The organism is Nocardioides sp. LHG3406-4 (assembly GCF_049897745.1).
Taxonomy (GTDB): Bacteria; Actinomycetota; Actinomycetes; order Propionibacteriales; family Nocardioidaceae; genus Nocardioides.
Genome location: NZ_JAFCWV010000007.1, coordinates 144,332 through 167,922 on the forward strand (window position 1 = coordinate 144,332; position 23,591 = coordinate 167,922).

Below are 23,591 nucleotides of genomic sequence, written 5' to 3' on the forward strand. Positions count from 1 at the left end.
GCAACGACATGACTCTGACCAAGGAAGAGACCGACCGGTTCGTCACCGTCAACGACATCAGCCTGCACTACAACGAGGCCGGCACGGGGCCGGCCCTGATCTGCACCCACGGCGGTGGCCCCGGCGCCAACGCCTGGGACAACTCCAAGCACGTGATCGACGAGCTCAGCAAGACGTTCCGGGTGATCCTGCTCGACCTGCCCGGCTGGGGCGAGTCGCAGAAGCTCGTCAAGCGCAACGACGTCCCGCTGGACGTCTACGTCGCGGACCTGCTGCGTGACTTCATGGACGAGCTCGGCATCGAGCGCGCCCATCAGTACGGCTCGTCGCAGTTCGCGCCCGGGTGCCTGCGCTTCGGCATCGAGTACCCCGAGCGGGTGGGCAAGATCGTGGTCCAGTCCTCCGAGTTCGGCCCGCACGAACCGGGCCCGCCGCGCCCGGGGATCAAGTCCCTGATCAGATTCGCGCAGGACCCGACCCGCGAGAACATGCAGACGATGTTCGAGTTCTTCACCCCGCGTGAGCAGTTCCGCCCGGCGTCGGTGATCGACAACCGTCTGGAGAAGGCGCTGGCGCCGGACCACCTCGCGTCGCGCAAGGAGTTCCCCAACGCCGCCAACTCGGACCTGTCCGACGTGCTGCCGAGGCTGGAGGCCGAGGTGCTCTACGTCTGCGGCAACGACGACGGGATGATCCCGGTCTCCACGGCGCTGGACGCACTCAAGATGATCCCGCGCTCGCGCGCGGTGATCTGGGGCGACCGCAGCGGCCACTTCGTGCTGACCGAGCATGCAGACGAGTACGCGCGCATCGTCACCGACTTCCTGACCCACTGAGGACGCTTCGATGATCATCGACGTTCACTCGCACCTGTTCCCGGCGGGCCTGATGGACAGCATCGAGAAGGCGGGTGGGCGGCTGCCCCAGCTGAGCGCGGCGCCGCAGCAGAGCGTCTCTCTCGACGAGCGGTTCGAGCTGATGGAGGCGTACGGCGTCGACATCGGCCTGCTGTCCGTGGGTGTCCTGCAGCCCTACCACGCTGACGTCGGGACGGCCGTCGCCCTGGCCCACCAGGCGAACGACACCTACCTGCAGACGTCGGTGGAGAGCAACGGACGGCTGCGGACCTGGGCGGTGCTGCCCCTCCCGCACGTCGACGCCGCCCTGGCCGAGCTGGACCGCATCGGCGACGAGGAGTACTGCGTCGGCGTCACGCTCGGCACGAGCGTTCTCGAGCACGACCTGGACGACGCGCGGTTCGCGCCCGTCTACGAGGCCCTCGATGCCCGTGGCTCCACCGTCTTCATCCATCCCTCCATGGCGTTCGCCGGCTTCGGCGAGAACGACCTCGGCATGCAGCGCTCCATCGGCGGCATGGTCGAGGACACCATCGCCGGCATCCGGCTGCTGCTGTCCGGGGTGGTCGTGCGCTACCCCCGGATCAACTTCATCGTGCCGCACCTCGGTGGCACGCTGCCGTTCATCTACGGCCGAGTGAGTCGGCACATCCAGATGGCGGAGCAGAAGTGGCTGGCCGACGGCCTGACCACCGAGGACGCGCCCCACACGGGCCTGAACCGGTTGTGGTGGGACACCGCCGTGCGCCACGTGCCGGCCCTGACCTGCGCCGTCGAGACGCTCGGTCCTGACCGCCTGCTGTTCGGCACGGACTACCCGTACACGAAGACCCGCGAGGAGTTCGCGAGTCGTCTCGTGCACATCCGCGACCTGCCCATCAACGTCGAGCAGCACGAGGCCATCCTCGGGACCAGCGCCGCCACGCTGCTCGGAATCTGACCTGTCGAGATCGAAGGGACCCACAGAAGTGACCGCAGAGAACGAACCACGCAGCAAGCCGTTCACGCCGCCGACGCCCTACCAGCGCTGGATGCGCGAGCAGGAGATCCCGATCCTCGAGACCTGGGGCGTGTCCAACGTCCGAGACGTCGTGCGCAAGCCGTGGGACGCCGTCGGCTGCAACGCCTCCTTCATCGACCTGTTCGGCATGGAGGGCTACACCGGCATGTACGTCGCCGACCTCGCCGCGGGCCATGAGACCAAGCCGCAGAAGCACCTGTTCGAAGAGGTCGTCATGGTCTTCGAGGGCCACGGCGAGATCGAGATCTGGGCGCCGGGCGAGTCCGGCGCCCGCGAGGTCATCCCGTGGCAGCCCTACTCGTTGTTCTGCATCCCGCTGAACTGCTGGTACGTCATGCGGAACACCAGCGAGGTGCCGGCCGTCTACACCAGTGTCACCACCGCGCCGATGGTCATGGACCTCTTCCACGACCACGACTTCGTCTTCAACAACAACCACTACTTCACCTCGCGGTTCGCGCCCACCGCCGACTTCGCCAGCCAGTCCGCACGGCACACCGCGACCACCGGCGTCGCGGCGCTGCGGACCAACATCGTCCCGGACGTGCTGAACCTGCCCATCGACGCCGACGAGCGCCGGGGCGTCAACTCCAAGATCACCGTCTTCGAGATGGCCGACAACACGCTGGCCGGGCACCTGGCCGAGTGGCCTCCGCGCCGCCGGCAGAAGGCGCACTACCACGCCCCGGGCGCCGTGCTGCTGATCGCCAAGTCCCACGGCTACAGCCTGATGTGGCCCAGCCAGGCCGGTCTGCGGCCCTACGAGAACGGCAACGAGGACCAGGTCGTGCGCGTCGAGTGGCGCGAGGGCTCGACGTTCTGCCCGCCCGACCAGTGGTTCCACCAGCACTTCAACACCGGTGACGACGCCGCTCTCCAGGTCGCCGTCCGGTACGGCAGCTCCGACAACCCGGCCGGCTTCGCGCAGGGCTTCAAGACCCCGGAGACCAAGGACATCGTCCCGACCCGCACGAGCATCCGCGAGGGCGGCACGTCGATCGACTTCGAGATCGAGGACCCGCGGATCTTCGCCGACTACCAGGCGATCGTCGGCGAGATCGAGCAGTGACCGGCCGACCCGACCAGCCGGAGGCCGCCCGCTTCGAGAGTCCGCCGGCGATCCGTTCGCTGTTGATGCTCGAGGCGGCCGCCTCGATGGTGCGCGGACGCAAGCGGCCGAGCTTCGGCACGCAGGTCGAGATCTCCATCCGCCCCCAGGGCGACAACCGTTGGCACGCACGCTTCCTGGCGAGTGACACGCCGGAGGGGATCGATGCGGTCGTCGAGCGCGAGGCGGACCTAGCCATCATCAACCCGTCCGCCTTGCTGACCCTCGCCTACCGAGGGTCTGGTGCCTTCCGGCGCCCGGCCCCGGTGCGCGCGGTCACGGTGCTGCCGCAGTTCGACTTCCTGATGTTCGCGGTGCCTGCCGACAGCGGGCTCCAGTTCGTCGAGGAGCTGGCCGAGGGACGGCACCCGCTGAAGATCTCGGTGCGGGGGAGGGAGCCGAACCACTCCGTGCACGCGGTGATGAGCGACGTCCTCGCGGCGGCGGGCTGTCCGCTGGCCGATCTCGAGTCTGCCGGCAGCCAGATCTTCCACGACGCCGGCATGGCCAGCGGGCCGAACCGCCTCGGAGCGGTGGCGACCGGCGAGCGGACCGCGATCTTCGACGAGGCCTGGCCGATCTGGGGCACCAAGGCGCTGGAGCAGGGCATGACCTTCCTGTCCCTGCGCGAGGACACGCTCGACCGGCTCAGGGCCATGGGGTACCGGACCATGACCATCACGCCCGAGGTCGCACCGGGGCTGGGGCGCGACGTCGAGGTCGTCGACTTCAGCGGGTGGCCGGTGTTCTGCCACGCCGAGGCCGACGACGACTTCATCGAGCGATTCTGTGCGGCGCTCGACGAACAGCGCGATGTCATCCCGTGGGACGGGCCAGGACCCTTGCCCCTGGAGCGCATGTGCGGGACACATCCGGACGCGCCCCTCGACGTCCCGCTCCATCCAGCCGCTCGGCGCTACTGGGAAGCCAAGGGGTACCTCTGAGCTCGGGTCGCAGCGCGGCCGAGACGGGACACGACCGCGAATGGCGGTGTCATGACCAGCGATGGTAGGATGTCCTACATGTCAGGACGGAAGTCTGAAGCGAGCGGATACCGCGAGCGCAACTCGACGGCCGACCGTGCCTTGGTCGTGCTCCAGCTCTTCAGTGAGGAGAAGCCGGTCTGGTCCGGAGCGGAGATCTCCGAGCACATCGGGGTCGCGCGCTCGACCGGCTACCGCTACCTGTCGAGCCTCGTGCAGTCCGGGTTCATCGCCGAGACGAACGGCGGGTTCCAGCTCGGGCCGAGGATCTTCCAGCTCGCTCGGGTCGCTCGCGGCCGCGTCGGGCTTGCGGAGACGGCGCTGCCGGCCATGCAGGAGCTCGCCGACAGCGTCCAGGAGACCGTTCTCCTCACTCGGCGCTCCGGGAGCGCCGTCGTGTGTCTCGAGCGGGTCGAGGCCCCGCGGGCGATCCGGCTGTCGTACGAGCGCGGCTACGTGCTTCCGATCAACGCGGGCGCGGCGGCCGAGGCGCTGCTGGCGTGGCTGCCGCAGGCTGAGATCCGGCGGGTTCTCAGCGAGGCGCCCCTGCAACGATTCACGGCCAGCACGCTGGTCGACGCCCAGGCGATCGAGGAGCGACTCGAGCAGATCCGCAGGGACGGCTACGCCCTCACCCGCGGCGAGGTGGACCCGGACGTCCTCGGCATCGCGGCGCCCATCCGCGGCCATGACGGATCGGTGTCCGCGGCTGTCAGCATCGCGGCGCTGTCGACGCGCGTGAATGCCAAGCAGGCCAAGGTCATGACCGAAGGCGTCCTCGCCGCCGCGGCCACGATCACCGAGCGTGTGATCGAGCTCGACCTGTAGGTCCGGCTCCGCGCCCGATCGACCGCCGTCGCCGCACCCGTCGGCTCGACGGCGTCTGCGTGCCCTGACGCGCCCGCATGGGTGGGTCGGGAGCTTCGTGCTGCCTGTTTGTGGGTGACGCCGGAGGGCGGCGCGGCGCCGTCCGCCAGGTGTCGGAAGCTGCTGCCGCATTCACGGTGGTCGCGATTGTCAGGTCTTATGTCCTGCGATACAGTACAAGCATCATCGTCCGGCCGGCCACTGCTGCCGACCGACGAACCGGCACAGCGACACCCTGACGGCACTGAGCAAAGGGAGAACTCGTCGTGGAATCCAGCGTTCCTATCGAATCCTCGTGGCACCAGGTGGTGACCCCCGACGGGATGATGCGGGTCTACCGGGCGGAGCCCGCCGACTCCCGGCCGCGTCGCGCGATCGTGGTCCTGCAGGAGGCCTTCGGGGTCAACGCCCACATCCAGGACGTCACGGATCGCGCCGCAGCCCGGGGTTTCGTGGCCATTGCGCCGGACCTGTTCCACCGCACGGGCACGGAGACCGTGGACTACGCGGACCACGCGACCGCGATGCCGCTGATCGGGGCTCTGGGCCGGGACCAGGTCACTGCCGACGTGACCGCTGCGTGCGACCACCTGACGACCGCCGACGGCATCGGTCGTGACCGCATCGCGCTGATGGGGTTCTGCTTCGGCGGCCGTGCTGCCTTCACCGCTGCGACGGCGCTCCCAGAGCTGGCCGCCACTGCCGTCTTCTACGGTCCCGGCGCGGCCTCGGGGCCGCACTCGGTCCTCGATCGCATCGCCGGGCTGGGCGGGCCGCTGCTGTTCCTGGTCGGCGACGCCGATCCCACGATCCCCGAGGCTGACCTGGAGGCGATCCGCACCGCGGCCGCTGAGCACGACAAGGACGTGCGGATCGAGATCTTCCCCGGCGCGGGCCACGCATTCCACTGCGACGCCCGTCCGCAGATGTACCGCCCTGAGGCCGCCCAACAGGCCTGGGGGATGGCCATGGACCTGTTCGCGACGACGCTGCCCGACCACGAAGAGGAGCTCCAACGATGATCACCGGGCTTGGACACACTGGTCTGTGGGTCGACGACCTCGATCGGATGCGGGACTTCTACGAGCGCGTCCTCGGGCTCACCGTCACAGACGAGGACGCGGACATGGGCATCGTCTTCTTCAGCGCCCGACCGGAGGACGAGCACCACGAGTTCGTGCTGCAGCGGGGGAGGAACGCCCCCGAGGACGTGAAGCTCACCCACCAGATCTCGTGGCGCGTGGAATCCCTGGATGCTCTTCGGGAGTTCCACTTCCGGTTCATCGACGAAGGCGTCCCGGTGCAGCAGGAGGTGACGCACGGCAACGCCTTCGGGATCTACTTCTTCGACCCGGAGGGCAATCGGAACGAGGTCTACCTGCGCATCGAGCGCGACGTGCGGCAGCCGTTCCGCAAGACCTTGAACCTCGATCAGGACCCCGAGGGGGTCTATGCCGAAGCAGCCCGCCTGTTGGACGACGGCGGCCCTGCCTACCAGCCGGTCGTCTGAGCCACTCCGATCCGATCCCAGGCACTCGGCGCCTCGTGCGCCGGCGCTGTGGGAGGTCAGTCCGATTCAGCTGGTGCGGGCCTTGTGTCGAGCCGCCATCGCCGCAACAAGGGAACGTGAGGAACGCACTTGTCGAACGCCAGTCGGCCATCCGAGCCGGTCCTTGTCGTCGGTGCCGGACCCGTGGGGCTCACCATCGCGAACCTGTTGGTGGCTCAGGGCGTCTCCGTCATCATCGTCGAGCGCAATGCCTCGACGAGCGACGAGGCGAAGGCGATCAGTCTCGATGCCGAGTCACTGCGCGTGTATCAGTCGGCCGGTCTGTCCGAGCAGATCGAGCAGGTGGTCGTGCCGGGCACCGGGACCCGCTACTACGACCGACACGACCGCGTGCTGTTCCAGGCGCGGGGTGGACGGCCGTACCAGCTCGGGTACGCGTTCAAGAACCAGTTCGCCCAGCCCGAGCTCGAGAACGTGCTCGCCGGCCAGCTGGCCCAACGGGGCACCCACGTGCGGTTCGCGACCGAGGTGGTCGGTCTCACCGACCACGCAGCAGGCGTGACGGCCCAGCTGCGCGACCTGGCCACGGGCCGGCTCGAGGAGACCGAGGTGAGCTGGGTCGCCGCCTGCGACGGCGGCCGCAGCACGGTCCGTCAGGTCCTCGGCATCGAGATGTCCGGTCGCTCTCACGAGCAGACCTGGCTGGTCGTGGATGTGCTCGACGACCACCACCGCGAGCGCTACGGCATGCATCACGGCAACCCCAGGCGCCCTGCGGTCATCGTCCCCGGCCGGGACGGGAGGTGCCGCTACGAGTTCCGGCTGAAGCCCGGCGAAGGCGTGCCGAGTGAGCCTCCGAGCTCGGACCTGGTGGCGGACCTCCTGGCCCCGCACCGGGCGATCACGGACGATCAGATCGAGCGCAGCGTCGTGTACCGGTTCCATGCCATCGTCGCCGAGCAGTGGCGGTCCGGGCACTGCTTCCTGCTGGGCGATGCCGCGCACATGATGCCGCCGTTCGCTGGCCAGGGCCTCAACTCGGGGGTGCGCGACGCGGCGAACCTGGCCTGGAAGCTCGCCATGGTCTGGCATGGCGACCTGGCACCGGACGTGCTCGCCACCTACCAGCTCGAACGACGACAGCATGCCAAGGACACCGTCGAGTTCTCCGAGAGGCTCGGTCGCGTCGTGATGACGACCAGTCGGTGGCGAGCGCTGGTCCGCGACGCCGTCGTCAGAGCCATGCTGCTCGCGCCGGCGGGGCGGCGCTATCTGGGCGAGATGCGCTATCGGCCGAAGACCGTCCACGCGAAGGGTGTCGTGAGTCGCGGCGCCCGCGACGATCGGCCCCTGGTCGGGTCGCTGTTGCCCCAGCCGTGGGTGCTGCCGAGCCCGAGCCTGCGCCCGCGCCGGCTGGACGACGTCCTGGGCAGCGGCTTCGCGCTCCTCGGAGTCGACGTCGACGGCAGCGACTGGGATCACGTGGCCGCGATCGCCGCGGGCCACGGCCTGCCTGCACTGCGTGAGATCGACGTCGTCTGGGAGGACCTCCTGCCACCGCCGGCAGGAACGCGTCCGGCGATCGTCGACGCCGAGGACACTCTCAACGAGGTGATGGCCGGCGTTCGAGGAAGCTTCGTGCTGGTCAAGCCCGACCGATATGTGGCGGCGGTGTTCGTCGCCAGCGAGGCTGACGCCGTCGTGGCCGACCTGGCCCGCTGGCTGCGCGTCCCGACCCCGGCAGGCGGGGAGAAGGACGGTGGTCCGGAGGCACCGGCCGTCCCTCGGTCACCGGGCCCGGTCCCCTCTGTGAACGGAGTTGGTTCCCGTGACGGATCAGCACTCTGAGCTGCTGGCCGCCTGCAGCGTCCTGGGCGGGTACGCGCAGGACGACCTGATCTGGGGACACGCGTCGGTGCGCGACAGCGAGGGCCGCGGTGCCTGGATGAAGTCGTCACGGCTCGGCTTCGAGGAGATGACGGCCGACCTGCTCGTGCTCGTCGACGACTCCGGGACGACACTGGCCGGCGGTGGCACTCGGCACATCGAGTCGCCGATCCACACCGAGATCATGAGATCGCGCCCGGACGTCGGCGCAGTCGTGCACACGCACTGGCCGCACGTCGTGGCCTTCGGGGCGACGGGCATGCCCATGCGTCCGATCTCGCACGACGCGACGCTGTTCGTCCCCGACCGGCTGGCCCGCTACGGATCGGGCGAGCTCATCACCACGCCCGAGCAGGGCCGGGCCGTCGCCGAGGCACTCGAGGATCGCCCCGCGATACTGCTCGCGCACCACGGCATGGTCACGGTGGGGGCGGACGTCGCCGAGGCGGTGGTGACGGCCGTGATGCTGGAACGCGCGGCCCGGTTGCAGCTGCTGACCGCAGCGGCGACCCCGGACTTCAGCTACTCCAGTGACGACGAGGCCATCCGCAAGCGCGACCAGCACTTCACGCGCAGCAACATCGAGGCCGCCTGGGCGTACCTGCTCCGTCGCGTCCAGGGCAGCAGCTCGGCCACTTAGATCGGCCTGTTCGTCCACCCGTGGCCGGTCGGCCGCCCGGGGCGACGGCGCCGCCACAGCTGTCGGAAAGGAGGACCGATGACGGGTGACCGTGCGGGAGTGCTGCCCAAGGCCATGCGGGTACTGACCGCCTACGGCCCCGACGATCACGTGCTCACGTTCACCGAGCTCCGCGGCCGCACCGAGCTCGCCAAGGCAACCCTGCACCGCGTCGCCGCCGACATGGTGAGTGCAGGTCTCCTCGAGCGGCACGACGAGGGCTATCGGCTCAGTGGCCGGATCTTCGAGATCGGCATGCGAGCCGCCACCGGCCGCGGTCTGCTCGAGCTGGCGACGCCGTACCTCGAGGAGCTCTACGGGCAGCTCCGCGAGACCGTGCACTTCGGCATCCGCGATGGCGACGAGGTGGTCTACCTGTCCAAGACCGTCGGGCACCGGGCGGTGGCCGCACCGTCGCGGCTCGGCGGACGGATGCCCCTGCACGTCACTGCCATCGGCAAGGTGCTGCTGGCCCATGCGCCGGCCGAGGTGCGAGCGCGGGTGCTGGGTGGGCCGCTGGCCCGGCACACGCCACGCACAGTCGTGGCGCCCGGGCTGCTCGAGCGTGAGCTGGAGCAGGTCCGGGCCACGGGAGCGGCCTTCGAGTTCGAGGAGAGCGCGCCCGGCCTGACCTGCGTGGGCGCACCGGTGCGCGAAGGGTCCGGCTCCGTCGTCGCCGCCGTCAGCGTCTCGGGCCCGATCACCCGGTTCCACGCCGTACGGCAGCGTGACCTCGTCGTCTCCGTGGCCGACGGGATCGGTCGCGCGCTTGCTGGTTCCGGCTGGAGTTCCGCGGAGCGGAACCGATGAGTGGCGGTGGCGTGCGGCCGTCGTCCAGGGTTGCCGGGTGAGCGACACCATCCTCAGTCCCCACTCGTCCGAAGCGGTCAGAGCCGCCGCCCGGCGGCTGCTCCATGCCGCGAGGGACCGGCGTCCGTGCGCTCCCGTCCGTGACCTCATCGGCGCTGACGACGTAGCCGCCGCCTACGCGGTCCAGGGCTGGCTGACCGAGTACCGGCTCGCGACCGGCGCTCGAGTGGTCGGCCGCAAGATCGGGCTCACCTCGCCTGCGGTGCAGGCACAGCTGGGTGTCGATCGCCCGGACTTCGGCGTGCTCTTCGACGACATGGACGTCTCGGCCGGACCCGTGCCGACCGAGCGGCTGCTCCAGCCCAAGGTCGAGGCGGAGGTGGCGTTCGTGCTCGGCGAGGACCTGGCCGACGGCGACCTGGCCCTGGACCAGGTGCGGGGCGCCGTCGCCTATGCGATGGCCGCCCTCGAGATCGTCGACAGCCGGGTCGAGGGCTGGGACATCACCTTCGGCGACACGGTGGCGGACAACGCGTCGAGCGGGCTCTACGTGCTCGGCGACCGCCGGGTCGGCCTCGACGCGTTCACTCCGATCGAGGCCCGCATGGAGCTGGAGGTCGACGGCTCCGTCGTGTCGACCGGCGACGGCACGGCATGCCTGGGCGATCCGCTGCTCGCCCTGACCTGGCTGGCCCGGACGCTGCGCGAGCTCGGCGACCCGTTGCTGGCGGGGCAGGTCGTGCTCTCCGGGGCGCTGGGTCCGATGGTGCCGGTGTCCTCCGGCGCCGTGGTCACGGCGCGGATCAGCGGGCTGGGCGAGGTCCACACCACCTTCTCCGACAGCGAGTCCCCCGGAGGGAGACCGGCATGAGCAAGCGACGCAACGTGGCGATCATCGGCTCGGGCAACATCGGCACCGACCTGATGATCAAGGTCCTGAGGGTCTCCGAGCGCCTGCGGATGGGTGCGCTGGTCGGCATCGACCCGCTCTCCGACGGGCTGGCCCGCGCCGCGCGACTCGGCGTGCCCACGACCTCCGACGGCGTGGCGGGCCTGATCGCGCTTCCGGGCTTCGAGGAGATCGACATCGTCTTCGACGCGACCTCCGCGGGAGCGCACCGCGCCAACACGGCCGCGCTGGCGCCGTACGGCAAGAAGCTGATCGACCTGACCCCCGCCGCGACCAGCCCGTACGTCGTCCCGGCGGTGAACCTCGGCGACCACCTGCAGGCCGACCACGTCAACATGGTCACCTGCGGCGGCCAGGCCACGATCCCGATCGTCGCTGCGATCTCGCGCGTCACGCCGGTCGCCTACGCCGAGATCGTGGCGTCGATCGCCTCGAGATCGGCGGGTCCCGGCACCCGGGCCAACATCGACGAGTTCACCGAGACGACCGCACGCGCGATCGAGACGGTCGGCGGCGCCGCGCGGGGCAAGGCGGTGATCGTGCTGAACCCGGCCGAGCCGCCGCTGATCATGCGCGACACGGTGCTCGCCCTGGTCGGCGACGTCGACGCCGAGGAGGTGAAGCGCTCGGTGGTCGAGATGGTCGCCGCGGTGGCCAGGTACGTCCCGGGCTACCGCCTCAAGCAGCAGGTGCAGGTCGTGCCCGTGCCGGCCGACCAGCCCGTGCACACCCTGACCCAGACTCCAGTGACCCATCAGGTCACGGCGTTCCTGGAGGTCGAGGGCGCCGCCCACTACCTCCCGTCGTACGCGGGCAATCTCGACATCATGACCAGCGCAGCCCTCCAGGTCGGCGAGCAGCTGGCGACGCAGCTGGACGAGGCGGTGCGCGCATGAACGGGACCAGAGACGAGGCGCCCCGGGTGTTCGTGCAGGACGTGACGCTCCGTGACGGCATGCACGCCGTGCGACACCGCATCAGCACCGACGACGTCGGCACGATCTCCGCGGCGCTCGAGGCAGCTGGGGTGGACGCCGTCGAGGTGGCTCACGGCGACGGCCTCGCCGGCGGCTCGCTCACCTACGGGCCGGGCAGCCACACCGACTGGGCGTGGATCGAGGCCGCCGCCTCACAGCTCCGGACGGCGCGACTGACGACGCTGCTGCTGCCCGGGATCGGCACGATCGCCGAGCTGCGGCAGGCGGCCGCGCTCGGCGTCGCCTCCGTGCGGGTGGCGACCCACTGCACCGAGGCCGACATCGCCGCGCAGCACATCGAGACCGCCCGCGAGCTGGGGATGGACGTCTCGGGCTTCCTCATGATGAGTCACATGGCGCCGGCCACCGAGCTGGCCCGGCAGGCCGCCCTCATGGAGTCCTACGGCGCGCACTGCGTCTACGTCACCGACTCCGGTGGGCGGCTCACGCTGGACGGCGTCCGGGAGCGCGTGCGCGCGTATCGCGACGTGCTCTCGGGCACGACCGAGATCGGCATCCACGCTCACGAGAACCTGTCGCTGTCGGTGGCCAACTCCGTGGTCGCGGTCGAGGAGGGCGCCACCCGGGTCGACGCGTCGCTGGCCGGCCACGGGGCGGGCGCTGGGAACACCCCGATCGAGGCGTTCGTCGGCGTCGCGGACCTCCTCGGCTGGAAGCACGGCTGCGACCTGTTCCGCCTGCAGGACGCTGCCGACGACCTGGTGCGCCCGCTCCAGGACCGACCGGTGCGGGTGGATCGGGAGACCCTGACCCTCGGCTACGCGGGCGTCTACTCCTCCTTCCTCCGGCACGCCGAGGTCGCCGCCGAGCGCTACGGCCTCGACGTCCGCACAATCCTCACCGAGGTGGGCAGGCGCCGTCTGGTCGGAGGCCAGGAGGACATGATCGTGGACATCGCCCTCGACCTGTCGGGCGCCTGAGCCCGACCGCCCCACGCTCCGGCCCCCGACCGCGTCGTACGACGTGTCGGTCGCCGGCCTGGCGTGCTGGCTCCTCGGGGCTAGATTTGAAGGGTGCGACTGCCGTCGATCCCCAACCCCCTCGAGCTCGCCGCCCTGGTGCCCCGGGTGGGTGAGCTGGTCGGCGGTGCCGAGCGGCTGCTGCGTGACGTCGGCGGGCTGCTCTCACGCATGGAGGAGACCCGGCAGCGCGCCGACGAGGTCGTGGCCGCCGTCGACGAGACCAGGGCCGCGGCTGACCGGGTGATGACCGACCTCGCCGCTCCCCTGGACCGCCTGGTCGCCCTTCTCGACCGGCTCGAGCCGCCGCTCACGGCGTTGCAGCCGACGCTGGAGCGTCTCGCCGAGACCACCGACCCGGCCGAGATAGACGCGCTCGTCACGCTCGTCGACCACCTGCCGGGGCTCGTCGTGAAGTTCGAGGCCGACCTGATCCCGGTGCTCGACAGCCTCTCGAGCGTCGCCCCCGACCTGCACGACCTGCTCGACGTCTCGCGGGAGCTCAACCTGATGCTCGCCAAGCTGCCGGGGATCGGCCGGGTCAGGCGGCGGGTCGACGAGAAGCAGGCCGCGGAGGCCGCGGCTGAGCGGGGTGCCGCTTCACTTCCTGAATCTTGACGTCTCGGTGCGGACCGGCTCACTGTGCCGGTACGGGCAGGTGCGTGCATCGGGCCCCCTGCCGTCGAGGGAGGAAGCACATGGACAGTTGGAGGAAGTCCCGCCTCATGTGCGGGGTTGCGCTCGCCACCACAGTCTCCGTGGTGATGGCTATGACGCCGAGCTCGGCGTCCGCACACACGAACAAGCATCCCGGGAAGGCCGAGACCAGCCTCGCTCGCCAGCTGGTGAAGAAGGCAGACGGGGCCGACGCCAACCGGCACCTGGTCGCGTTCCAGCGGATCGCCGACCGCAACGGCGGCACCCGGGCGTCCGGCACCCCTGGCTACGACGCCAGCGTGGAGTACGTCGCCGGCCTGCTCCGCAGGTCCGGCTACCGGGTCACGACGCCGGAGTTCACCTACGACGAGCGGGTCGCGGCCGACGGCACCCTCGTGGTGGGCACGCAGACGTTCACGCTCGGGTTGCTCCAGGAGAGCATCGCGGCACCCGCGGGCGGCGTGACGGCCCCGATGGTCGTGCTCCCCGAGGACGCCACCCCGGGCTGCGAGGCCGGCGACTTCGCCGGCGGTGACTACACCGGCGACATCGTGGTGATCAGGCGGGGCGCCTGCAACTTCATCGTGAAGGCGCAGAACGCCGCGGCCGCTGGTGCGATCCACGTGATCATCTCCAACACGGAGACCGGCACCGACCTGCTCAACGGCACCCTCGGTGAGCCGGCCACGATCCCGGTGGGCTTCGTCGACTTCGCGACGGGTAACACCCTGGTGGGGCTGTCGGGCCAGACCGCGACGGCCGACCCCAGTGTGGAGATCCGCACCATGACCAGCCGCAACGTCATCGCGCAGACGCGCAAGGGCCGCACCGACAACGTCGTGATGGCCGGCGCGCACCTGGACAGCGTGGAGGCGGGCCCGGGCATCAACGACAACGGCACCGGCTCGGCCGGCCTGCTCGAGGTGGCCCTGGAGCTCGGCGGCAGGGCCACGGTGAAGAACGCCGTGCGGTTCGCCTGGTGGGGCACGGAGGAGCTGGGGCTGGTCGGGTCGCAGGCCTACGTCGACTCGCTGAGCTTCGAGCAGCAGCTCGACATCGCGCTCTACCTGAACTTCGACATGATCGGCTCGCCCAACGCCGCCTACTTCGTGTACGACGGCGACGACTCCGACGCGGTCGGTGCTGGTCCGGGGCCGTACGGCTCCGCGCAGATCGAGGAGACACTCGCCTCGTTCATCGAGGACCGGCTGGGTGTGCCGACCCAGGGCACCGACTTCACGGGCCGCTCCGACTACGGCGGCTTCATCGCCGTCGGCATCCCGGCGGGCGGCCTGTTCACCGGTGCCGAGGGCATCAAGACGGCCGAGCAGGCGGCACTCTGGGGCGGCACGGCGGGGATCGCCTACGACCCCTGCTACCACGCCGCCTGCGACAACCTGGGCAACGTCGACCGTCGCGCGTTCGACCGCAACATCGACGCGATCGCCTGGTCGGTCGGCAGCTACGCGACGTCCACGCGCGAGGTGAACGGCACCGTGTCCGAACGCCGACTGGTGACCCTGCGGAAGGCCGGAGCACGGTCGGCGCCGACCCCGACCCTGACGGGAGTCCGGCGCTGATCCTCGGTTGGAACGGCCCGGGCGGCAGGGCGCCGCCCGGGTCGTGCCCACGCGTGGCCGGACTACCTATATGCTGGGTGCACGTCGACACCCCTGACCCGGCCGCTCTCGCGGCCCGGTTGACCTGTTCCAGGTCGCAGGGCACGCATCTCGGGCTCCGGCCCACGACCGCGTCGTACGACGTGTCGGGCGCCGGACCAGCCGGCTGCTCGGGTGCAGGTGCACCACCGGCTGATCACCAGCCATGAGGAGGAGTCCTTGGCCCCACGTAGCCAGCGCCGGTCCGGCAGCACGCGGACCCAGTCGCGCAACCGGCGGGGTTCCCGCGCCCGGGACCAGGAGGGCATCATCCCGCAGCTGGCCCGCGCCGCACGCGAGGTCGAGCACGCCGTCCAGCGCGGCACCATGACCCGGCAGTCGCACGTCAGGTTCCAGGTCGTCGCGCTGCTCGTCCGCGAGGAGCGCGCCCGGGTCAAGGCCGACGAGTCGTCGTCCGAGAGCTACCGCAGCGAGCAGCTGCAGCGCCTCGACGGGATCGCCATCATCCTGGCCAAGACGGCCACCCGCGAGCCGTCGCTCTTCGAGCTGCTCGGCGAGGACGCCGTCGTCTCCGACGCCGCCAAGGCGATGCGCCTGGAGATGCTCGAGGCCGCCGGCATCGAGGTCCCGGCCGAGGAGGAGTCCGACGAGCCCGAGACCGCGCCCGTCGCCGAGCAGCGCCGCGTCGTACCCCGCTCGGTGATCTCCCGGCAGCTGGCCAACCCGTTCCTCCCGCAGGACTTCACCGCCGCAGAGCGCCAGGCCGCCCTGCAGTCGACCCCTCGGCGACTCGCGACGTGGGAGCTGATCGGACCGCTGCTCACGTCGTTCGAGCGCGCTGCCGGTGGCGCCGTCGCGAGCATGGCCCTGCCCGACCCGGGATCCCTGCGCGCACCCGCCGACCTGCAGCTGATGCGCCACCAGGCCGAGGTCGTGGCCGCTGCCGCCGCCGGGCACCGCACGTTCCTGCTCGCCGACGAGCCCGGGCTCGGCAAGACCGCCCAGGCGCTGCTGGCCGCCCAGGCCGCCGACGCCTACCCGCTGCTGGCGGTCGTGCCCAACGTGGTGAAGGCCAACTGGGCCCACGAGGCCGAGCTCTGGACGCCGCAGCGCGCCGCCACGGTGGTGCACGGCGACGGCGAGACCATCGACGGCTTCGCCGACATCATGATCGTCAACTACGACATCCTCGACCGGCACGTCGGCTGGCTCGGCGACCTCGGCTTCCGCAGCATGGTCATCGACGAGGCGCACTTCATCAAGAACAAGAGCTCCCAGCGCTCGCGCAACGTGCTCGCCCTCTCGGAGCGGATCCGGGCCCGCATCGCGCGGCCGCTGCTCATGGCGCTGACCGGGACTCCGCTCATCAATGACATCGAGGACTTCCGCGCCATCTGGGAGTTCCTCGGCTGGATCAAGCCGAACTCCCCGGGCGCCGAGCTCATGCACAAGCTGGAGGAGAACGGGCTCACCCCGGCCGACCCCGGGTTCTACCCCTCCGCCCGGGCCGCCGTCATCGACATGGGCATCGTGCGGCGTCGCAAGGTCGACGTGGCGGCCGACATCCCGGCCCGCCGCATCGCCGACCTGCCCGTGGAGCTCGACGGCGCACTAGGCCGCTCGATCCGCGACGCCGAGCGGGAGCTCTCCCGACGCCTCGTCTCGCGCTACGACAGCGCCCTGGCCGCCCGTACGTCGGGTGTCACGGTCGAGGGCATCGACCACGAGCTCGTACGCCGGGTGGCCGGCTGGGAGCGCGACGACACCGCGTCGACCGACGAGAACGTCTTCGCGATGATGCGCCGCATCGGCCAGGCCAAGGCAGGGCTGGCGGCCGACTACGCCGCCCAGCTGGCCCGCAGCGTCGGCAAGGTGGTGTTCTTCGCCCGGCACGTCGACGTGATGGACATCGCCGAGGCGACGTTCGCCGAGCGGGGCATCGGCTACGCCTCGATCCGCGGTGACCAGACGCCGAAGGCACGGCAGAAGAACATCGAGTCCTTCCTCGAGGATCCCGACACCTCGATCGTGGTCTGCTCGCTGCTGGCCGCGGGCGTCGGGCTGAACCTCCAGGTGGCCTCCAACGTCGTGCTCGCCGAGCTGTCGTGGACCGACGCCGAGCAGACGCAGGCCATCGACCGGGTGCACCGTATCGGCCAGGACGAGCCGGTCACCGCCTGGCGGATCATCGCCTCGCAAACGATCGACACCAAGATCGCCGAGCTCATCGACAGCAAGGCCGGGCTCGCCGCCCGGGCGCTCGACGGGTCCGACGAGGAGGTCTCCTCGTCGGCAGACCTGCAGCTCGAGGCCCTGGTGGCGCTGCTGACCGACGCCCTCTCGGAGCGCTACCCCGACCCCGCCGCCTGAGGAGGGCCGCAGGGCCGAGTCACGACCTGGTGACCACGACGACCTTGCCGACGGCGTTGCCCGCTGCCAGGTGGTCGACGGCGGCGGCGGTCTCGGCGAGGGTGAAGGTCCGCTCGACCTGAGGCACCACGGCCCCGGATGCCAGCAGCGCGGCGAGCGCGGCCAGGTCGTCGGGGTCCTCGTCCGACATCAGCATCACCAGCTCCTGGGCCACGAACCGTGACAGCAGCGAGGCGCCGACCGCCCGACCGATGCCGCCGAGCAACGGCCCACCGCCCTCGCCGCCGACGATCACCAGGGTCCCGCGGGGCGCGAGCATGGTGCGGAGCTCGCGCAGGGACCGCAGGCCGCCGGTGTCGATGATCGCGTCGAACGGTCCGAGACCCGCGGTGCCGCCTTCGTCGTACGCCACGACGCGGGCGGCGCCGAGCCCCTCGACGAACTCCCGCTTGGCCGCGCTGCAGACCCCGGTGACCTCGCCGCCGTGGTGGCGGGCGAGCTGGAGGGCGAAGGAGCCGACACCGCCGGCCGCACCCAGGACCAGCACGGACTGCCCGGGCTCGATGCCTGCGGCGCGCACGGCCTGGAGAGCCGTGATCCCGGAGACCGGCACCGCCGCGGCGCGCACGGCGCTGACCGAGGCCGGCCGGGCGACGAGCTTGGCGGCCGGGGCGACGGCGTACTCCGCGAAGGCGCCCGTGCCGATGCCCACCACGTCGTCGCCGACGGCCAGCCCCGTGACGCCGGCGCCGACGGCCGCGACCGTGCCGGCGAGGTCCATCCCGGGCGCCGACTTCGGGCCCCGGAGTCCGAAGCCGATGACCCGCATCAGGTAGGGCCTGCCGGTCATCAGGTGCCAGACGCCACGGTCGACGCCGGCGGCCTCGACGCGGACGAGCGCCTCACCCGGTCCCGGAGAGGGCACGGGGACCTCGGCGAGCACCAGCCGGTCGGTGCCGCCGTAGCGCTGCTGGGTCACGGCGCGCATGGTGCGGGTGAGCGGGGACATGGTGCCTCCAAGGTCAGACTTACGGTGTAAGGTGTAGTACAACTTACGCTGTAAGTCATTGTCAAGGGTGGAGGTGGCATGGCCCCCCGCAGACCGGCTCGACGCGAGGCGCTCACGCGTGACGTGGTGATCGACGCCGCCCTCGCGCTCGCGGACGAGAGCGGGGTCGCGGCGCTGAGCATGCGCAAGGTCGGCCAGGCCGTCGGCGTCGAGGCGATGTCGCTCTACCACCACGTCGCCAACAAGAACGACCTCTTGGACGGGCTGGTGGACCGGATCTTCGCCGAGTTCGGTACGGCGTCCGCCGACACCGACTGGCGCACGGCGATGCGCGACCGCGCTCATGCCGCCCGGCGCGTGCTGGCCAAGCACCCGTGGGCGGTGGGGCTGGTCGACTCCCGCCCCAACGCGGGACCGGCGACCCTGGCCCACCACGACTCCGTGATCGGCGCGCTGCGAGCAGGCGGCTTCTCGATCGTCGACACCGGGCACGCCTTCGCGCTGCTCGACAGCTTCATCTACGGCTTCTCCTCGCAGGCGGCGAACCTGCCCTTCGACGACGACCGGTCGGCCGCCGACGTGGCCGAGGGGCTCATCCACCCGCTGCCCGGCGACGCCTACCCGCACCTGGTGGAGCTCGCGACCCAGCACGTGCTCCAGCCGGGCTGGGACTTCGAGGACGAGTTCGGCTTCGGCCTCGAGCTCATCCTCGACGGCCTCGAACGCCTGCTCAGCGGGCGTCGGCCATGATCAGCTCCATGTTGATCGAGGCCCCGGCCATCATCCCGGCGGCGGCCGAGGCGATGACCTGCGCGCCCGGGTTCGTGACGTTGCCGGCGACGTAGACGCCCGGCACCGACGTCAGCCCCGTGGGCTCTGCCGGGATGTGGGTGGCCACCACGTGCTCGCCCATCCGGAAGTCGGCCGGGTGCAGGCCCAGGCTGCTCAGCACCTCCGACCGCGCACGCATGAAGCCGGCGACGACCACTGCCTCGGCCGGCACGACCTCGCCGTCGACCACGAGCCCGCTGAGCCGGCCGCCCTCCTCGGCGACCCGGTCGACCCGGCCCTTGACGACCCGCACGCCGCGGGTGGCCAGCATCCGCGCCTGGTCGGCGTCGGGCTCGGGCTGGTCGTGCAGGACGAACGTGAGGTCCTTCGTCCACTGGCTCCACATCAGGGCCTGGTGCCACGACAGCGGCGAGCTCCCGAGCACGGCGATCTTGCGGTCCCGCACCTCCCACCCGTGGCAGTACGGGCAGTGCAGCACGGCGCTGCCCCAGTGCTCGGCCAGTCCGGGCAGGTCGGGAAGCTCGTCGACGAGCCCGGTCGTGACGAGTAGCCGCCGGGCCCGCAGCGTCGCACCATCCTCGAGCCGCACCGTGAAGCCGCTCTCAGCGTCGCCCGCTGCGTCGCGCACGGTCGCGACGCGCACGCTGCCGCCGTACGACGCCAGCTCGTCGCGACCGGTGGCCAGCAGCTCGAGCGGCGCCATGCCCTCGCGGGCCAGGTAGTTGTGCACGCCCGCGGCGGGCGCGTTGCGAGGACGGCCGGAGTCGATGACGAGGACCGAGCGGCGGGCCCGGGCCAGCGTGGTGGCGCCGGCGAGACCGGCCGCCCCGCCTCCGATGATGATGACGTCGTAGGAGTCCATGCGGCGAGAGTGCGCTGTCGCCGCGCCAACTGACAAGATAGTTTGCTGATATGGCAAATGATCCGTTCCCGGGGCTGGGCGCCCGGCTCCGCTCCCTGCGCCAGCAACGGTCGCTCACGCTCGCCGACGTGGCAGGCCAGACCGGGGTCACGCTCAGCACGCTGTCGCGGCTGGAGTCCGGCGGCCGGCGGCCGACCCTCGAGCTGCTCCTGCCACTGGCGCGGGTCTACGGCGTCACGCTCGACGAGCTCGTCGACGCACCGCCCACCGGCGACCCCCGGGTGCATGCCAAGCCTGTCCAGCTGGACTGGGCGACGGTCATCCCGCTGACCCGGCAGCCGGGCGGGCTCCGGGTCTACAAGTTGGTGGTGCGGCCGGCCCATCGCCGGGTGCCGTCGCCCAACACGCACGAGGGCTTCGAGTGGCTCTACGTCATGGAGGGCCGGCTCCGCCTGGTGCTCGGCGACCAGGACCTCGTGCTCGGCCCGGGGGAGGTGGCGGAGTTCGACACCCGGACGCCGCACTGGTTCGGCTGCGCCGAGCGCCGGGTCGTCGAGGTGCTGAGCATCTTCGGGCCTCAGGGGGAGCGGATGCACGTGCGCGCCTGAAGGCCGCGCGCCGTGCGGCTACGGCACGGTCTTGTGCTTCCACTCGTCATCGATGGGCAGATAGATCGGTGAGCTGCTCTTGTCGGTGAACGTGTGCTTGCCGTTCTTCTTGATGTCCACGACCACGTGCGGCCGCCAGATCGTGAACCGCAGCTTTCCGAACGCCAGCCGGAACGACTCGCCCACCAGCTTGGCCGCGCCCTTGACGGCCACCTCTCCCAGGGCGACGCGCTTGGCGAGGTCGTCGACCAGGAAGGCGCCGACGTGGTCGAGCCCTCTCAGCCAGCGGTGCGAGAGCTTGATCGCCAAGACGGTGGTCATCCGCTTGTCCAGCTGCTTCTGCAGCTGCTTCCGAATCGCCTTCTTGAGCTTCTTGACCGGTCCCGCGAGCTTGTCCACCATCTCGGGGAGCGCGCGGGCCGGGTCCACGCCTCCCGCGACCTTGCGGTAGCAGTCGTCCACGTGGCCGGTGACCTTGTGGAGGATCCTGGTCACGGGCAGCAGGTTGAGGGCCACCTCGACCGGCGAGAAGGCGCCGACGACCCGACCCTTCGCGGTGAGCTTCGTGCCGGTCATCTTCTGGGACGGCTCCTCGACCTCGACGACGAACCCGGCGTTCTCGAGGGCGCCCAGCAGGAGCCAGTGGGCGACCACCTGGGAGCCGAGGCGGGCCGGGCCCCTGAAGGCAGGTCCGTCCGGTGTGGTGCACCACCTGATCCCGACGTCGAAGGTCGCGATCTTCGCGTCCGGGCCGGCGGCGATCACCCAGCGGGCCTTCCCGTCGGCCGTCGTGTAGTGGTACTTCTTCTTGACCCCGGAGCCGGGGGCCGGCGGCGCACATGCGGTCTCGTCCAGCGGCTCGTCGGCCGCGTCCGGGCCGTCGACGGCCCAGCTGACGTCGTAGCTGATGGTGATGTCGAAGCGGTCGGACGCGTCGCTGACGGGAACGGCGGTCCTCGTCTCGACGATGCGGGGCTCGGGGCGTCCGGCGATGGCCGCGTCGGTGACGGTGAGGTTCAGCGAGGACGGCCAGCAGCCCGACCATCCCTCCCAGCTCGGATCCGGGCACCTGGGATGGCCGATCAGGTAGTCGAAGTAGTGCTGACCGGACTCGTTCCCGCAGTTGGCGTCCCGTGTCTGGAGCGTGGGCACCCAGATCTCCGGGAACTCCTTCACCCACGCGGCCGCACCGGCGTCGTACGTCATCGGGGCGTCGGTGAGGTTGGTGTGCTCGGGGAAGGTGACCTCGCCGAAGCCCTGGTCGTGGACGTAGCACTCGCCGACGACCGAGTCGTAGCGGTTCTGCCACTGTGCGCGGCCCGAGTAGGCGCCGTCCCGGGAGCGGGTGAGAGTCGCGGAGAAGCTCTCGCTGATGGTCTCCGACCCGAGGGTGTCGTCGTGGCTGTTCCTGGCGCCCGTGATCGTGATGGTGCCCCACCACGCGCGGCTGGCGCCGTCCTCGACGGCCTGGGCCGGAACCTGATGGGCGACCGACAACAGGGACCCTAGGAGCACCACCGCCAGGGCCGGCAGCCCCGCACGCACTCGAGTCCGGACCATGACGACCCCCTGCCTTCGCGGCACCCCCGAGCCGGCCGTCCGACTGACGATCCCTACCTTCCTCAGGAAGCCGCGCCGGCGCAATCGCCCCGATGGGGGATGCAGGCCACGGGGACAGGCGTCAGTGCGCCCGCTCCGACCGGCCGCCCAGCCCGGTGGCGGCGATCGCTGCGGCCCCGGCCAGCGTCAGCACCGTCGACACGAGAACGGCGACGTTCCAGCCGTCCACGAGGCCGTCGCCGGCATGCGTCGCGACCGTGACGAACAGCGTGATGCCGAGAGCAGCCCCGAGGTAGCGGGCGGTGTTGTTCGCGCCGCTGCCCATCGCCGCGCGATCGGGCGGCACGCTCGCGACGGACTCGCGGCCGAGCACCGCGTTGAGGAATCCCGTGGCGACTCCGCTGACCACCATCGAGACGGCCAGGCGCCACGGGCTCGAGTCGGTCGCGATCCCGTAGCCGCACGCCTGCCCGATCGCGACGCCGACGAGCAGCACCGCGATCGGGAACGGGCCCTCGAGCGGGTGGGGGAGATGGCGCACCAGAAGGGAGGAGACGACACTCGTGCCGGCCCACAGCACCACGAGCCAGCAGGCCGTCCAGAGGCTGGCCCCCAGGCCCACCTGGGCGACGGTCGGCACGAACGCCGACATCCCGATGATGCCGGCGCCGAGCACCAGGGAGCCCATGGTGGCGCCGCGGAACCGCCGGTTCGCGAGCAGCTCGGGGTCGAGCAGCGGCATCCGCACCCGCGCCTCGACGAGGCCGAACGCGACCAGGGCCACGACGGCGAGCGCGGCCAGGACCACGGTCGGGGTGTCGATGCCGTTGCGGCCCTGGGTGAGGGCGGAGACGAGGAGCGTCATGCCTGCGACGAGCAGCACGAGGCCGGGCACGTCGATGGCGCGTGCGTGCGTCCTGGAAGACCCGGGCAGCGCTCGCAGGGTGGGCACGAGAAGGGCGAAGGCGATCACCGCCACCGCGACGTACGTCTCCCGCCAGCCGCTGCCGATGTCGAGCGCTGCCGCCAGCACCGCACCGGACGCGATGCCCAGGCCGACGCTCGCACCCCAGACCGAGGTGGCGTGCACGCGCTCGGGTCCGGGGGCGAAGGAGTGCGCGAGCAGGGCCAGCCCGCACGCGAGGACGGCGGCCCCGCCCATGCCCTGCAGCACCCGGGCGGCGACGTAGAGCAGCGGCTCCTGCGCAAGGCCGCACAGCAGGGCGCCGAGCCCCAGCGCGCCCAGCCCGGCGACGTACACGCGACGGCGCCCGAAGGTGTCGCCCAGGACGCCGGTGGCGAGCAGTGCGGTGGCGAGGCCGGCGCTCATCGAGCTGAGGATCCACGCCCGGGCGACGGGTCCGGCGCCCAGGTCGGCGGCGGTCGCCGGGATCGTCGCCATCGGCGTCACGTAGGTGACGAGCACGAGGGCAGTGCCCAGCGCGACGAGGGGGAGGAGGCGTCGGCCCGTGGTGGGCGCTGCGTCAGTGGTAGGTTTGACATTCAAACTCATGGGCGCGAGGCT

22 protein-coding genes are annotated in these 23,591 nt (G+C 71.0%); 18 read left to right on the top strand and 4 right to left on the bottom strand.

Going from position 1 to position 23,591, the window contains the following annotated elements; genetic code table 11:
- Window positions 1–8: 8 nt before the first annotated feature.
- The 16 genes from ACP7BP_RS20505 to ACP7BP_RS20580 all read left to right on the top strand — a co-directional run bounded on the left by ACP7BP_RS20505 (window position 9) and on the right by ACP7BP_RS20580 (window position 17,235).
- The gene (locus tag ACP7BP_RS20505) at window positions 9–836 is read left to right on the top strand and encodes an alpha/beta fold hydrolase (RefSeq protein ID WP_426247419.1); all 828 of its coding nucleotides are present in this window, start codon (window positions 9–11) and stop codon (window positions 834–836) included.
- A gap of 10 nt (window positions 837–846) precedes the next feature.
- On the top strand, window positions 847–1,797 hold the full coding sequence (locus tag ACP7BP_RS20510) for an amidohydrolase family protein (RefSeq protein WP_426247420.1): 951 nt from the start codon (window positions 847–849) through the stop codon (window positions 1,795–1,797).
- Window positions 1,798–1,825: 28 nt separating this feature from the next.
- Complete coding sequence (locus ACP7BP_RS20515) at window positions 1,826–2,947, top strand: hypothetical protein (protein ID WP_426247422.1); 1,122 nt, start codon at window positions 1,826–1,828, stop codon at window positions 2,945–2,947.
- Window positions 2,944–3,930, top strand: a complete 987-nt coding sequence (locus ACP7BP_RS20520; protein ID WP_426247424.1) for a hypothetical protein — start codon at window positions 2,944–2,946, stop codon at window positions 3,928–3,930. The genes ACP7BP_RS20515 and ACP7BP_RS20520 overlap by 4 nt, the downstream gene beginning before the upstream one ends.
- A 78-nt stretch (window positions 3,931–4,008) precedes the next feature.
- Window positions 4,009–4,797 (top strand): IclR family transcriptional regulator, encoded by a 789-nt coding sequence (locus ACP7BP_RS20525; RefSeq protein WP_426247425.1) that lies wholly within the window; start codon window positions 4,009–4,011, stop codon window positions 4,795–4,797.
- A gap of 347 nt (window positions 4,798–5,144) precedes the next feature.
- Window positions 5,145–5,858 (top strand): dienelactone hydrolase family protein, encoded by a 714-nt coding sequence (locus ACP7BP_RS20530; protein ID WP_426247427.1) that lies wholly within the window; start codon window positions 5,145–5,147, stop codon window positions 5,856–5,858.
- Window positions 5,855–6,346 (top strand): VOC family protein, encoded by a 492-nt coding sequence (locus tag ACP7BP_RS20535; protein ID WP_426247429.1) that lies wholly within the window; start codon window positions 5,855–5,857, stop codon window positions 6,344–6,346. Before ACP7BP_RS20530 ends, ACP7BP_RS20535 begins: the two co-directional genes overlap by 4 nt.
- 129 nt (window positions 6,347–6,475) lie before the next feature.
- A complete protein-coding gene (locus ACP7BP_RS20540; RefSeq protein WP_426247431.1) occupies window positions 6,476–8,194 on the top strand; it encodes a bifunctional 3-(3-hydroxy-phenyl)propionate/3-hydroxycinnamic acid hydroxylase in 1,719 nt (572 codons plus the stop codon).
- A complete protein-coding gene (locus tag ACP7BP_RS20545) occupies window positions 8,175–8,873 on the top strand; it encodes a class II aldolase/adducin family protein (protein ID WP_426247433.1) in 699 nt (232 codons plus the stop codon). Before ACP7BP_RS20540 ends, ACP7BP_RS20545 begins: the two co-directional genes overlap by 20 nt.
- A gap of 78 nt (window positions 8,874–8,951) precedes the next feature.
- Window positions 8,952–9,722 carry an IclR family transcriptional regulator gene (locus tag ACP7BP_RS20550; RefSeq protein WP_426247434.1) on the top strand — a complete coding sequence of 257 codons (771 nt, stop codon included), beginning with the start codon at window positions 8,952–8,954 and terminating at the stop codon, window positions 9,720–9,722.
- 37 nt (window positions 9,723–9,759) lie between these two features.
- Complete coding sequence (locus ACP7BP_RS20555; RefSeq protein WP_426247436.1) at window positions 9,760–10,593, top strand: 2-keto-4-pentenoate hydratase; 834 nt, start codon at window positions 9,760–9,762, stop codon at window positions 10,591–10,593.
- Entirely contained in the window at window positions 10,590–11,528 is a 939-nt protein-coding gene (locus ACP7BP_RS20560) for an acetaldehyde dehydrogenase (acetylating) (protein WP_426247438.1), read from the top strand. Before ACP7BP_RS20555 ends, ACP7BP_RS20560 begins: the two co-directional genes overlap by 4 nt.
- Complete coding sequence (dmpG, locus tag ACP7BP_RS20565; protein ID WP_426247440.1) at window positions 11,525–12,550, top strand: 4-hydroxy-2-oxovalerate aldolase; 1,026 nt, start codon at window positions 11,525–11,527, stop codon at window positions 12,548–12,550. The genes ACP7BP_RS20560 and dmpG overlap by 4 nt, the downstream gene beginning before the upstream one ends.
- A 93-nt stretch (window positions 12,551–12,643) precedes the next feature.
- On the top strand, window positions 12,644–13,207 hold the full coding sequence (locus tag ACP7BP_RS20570; protein ID WP_426247441.1) for a hypothetical protein: 564 nt from the start codon (window positions 12,644–12,646) through the stop codon (window positions 13,205–13,207).
- Window positions 13,208–13,353: 146 nt separating this feature from the next.
- The gene (locus ACP7BP_RS20575; RefSeq protein ID WP_426247443.1) at window positions 13,354–14,826 is read left to right on the top strand and encodes a M28 family metallopeptidase; all 1,473 of its coding nucleotides are present in this window, start codon (window positions 13,354–13,356) and stop codon (window positions 14,824–14,826) included.
- Window positions 14,827–15,084: 258 nt separating this feature from the next.
- On the top strand, window positions 15,085–17,235 hold the full coding sequence (locus ACP7BP_RS20580; RefSeq protein ID WP_426247445.1) for a DEAD/DEAH box helicase: 2,151 nt from the start codon (window positions 15,085–15,087) through the stop codon (window positions 17,233–17,235).
- Between the two features lie 19 nt (window positions 17,236–17,254).
- Here the strand turns inward: ACP7BP_RS20580 and ACP7BP_RS20585 are convergent, their stop codons facing one another.
- Window positions 17,255–18,244 carry an NAD(P)-dependent alcohol dehydrogenase gene (locus ACP7BP_RS20585; protein ID WP_426247446.1) on the bottom strand — a complete coding sequence of 330 codons (990 nt, stop codon included), beginning with the start codon at window positions 18,242–18,244 and terminating at the stop codon, window positions 17,255–17,257.
- Window positions 18,245–18,322: 78 nt separating this feature from the next.
- Here ACP7BP_RS20585 and ACP7BP_RS20590 point away from each other — a divergent pair, with 78 nt between their 5' ends.
- Window positions 18,323–18,994 (top strand): TetR/AcrR family transcriptional regulator C-terminal domain-containing protein, encoded by a 672-nt coding sequence (locus ACP7BP_RS20590; RefSeq protein WP_426247448.1) that lies wholly within the window; start codon window positions 18,323–18,325, stop codon window positions 18,992–18,994.
- Here the strand turns inward: ACP7BP_RS20590 and ACP7BP_RS20595 are convergent.
- Window positions 18,975–19,898, bottom strand: coding sequence for an NAD(P)/FAD-dependent oxidoreductase (locus tag ACP7BP_RS20595; RefSeq protein WP_426247450.1), 924 nt, complete (start codon window positions 19,896–19,898; stop codon window positions 18,975–18,977). The two genes, ACP7BP_RS20590 and ACP7BP_RS20595, sit on opposite strands and share 20 nt — an antisense overlap.
- A gap of 50 nt (window positions 19,899–19,948) precedes the next feature.
- Here ACP7BP_RS20595 and ACP7BP_RS20600 point away from each other — a divergent pair, with 50 nt between their 5' ends.
- A complete protein-coding gene (locus ACP7BP_RS20600; protein WP_426247452.1) occupies window positions 19,949–20,506 on the top strand; it encodes a helix-turn-helix domain-containing protein in 558 nt (185 codons plus the stop codon).
- Window positions 20,507–20,524: 18 nt separating this feature from the next.
- Here ACP7BP_RS20600 and ACP7BP_RS20605 read toward each other — a convergent pair whose 3' ends face one another.
- Window positions 20,525–22,066: a hypothetical protein gene (locus ACP7BP_RS20605; RefSeq protein WP_426247453.1), complete on the bottom strand. Its 1,542-nt coding sequence runs from the start codon at window positions 22,064–22,066 to the stop codon at window positions 20,525–20,527.
- Window positions 22,067–22,187: 121 nt separating this feature from the next.
- A complete protein-coding gene (locus ACP7BP_RS20610; RefSeq protein WP_426247455.1) occupies window positions 22,188–23,579 on the bottom strand; it encodes an MFS transporter in 1,392 nt (463 codons plus the stop codon).
- Between the last annotated feature and the right edge of the window lie 12 nt (window positions 23,580–23,591).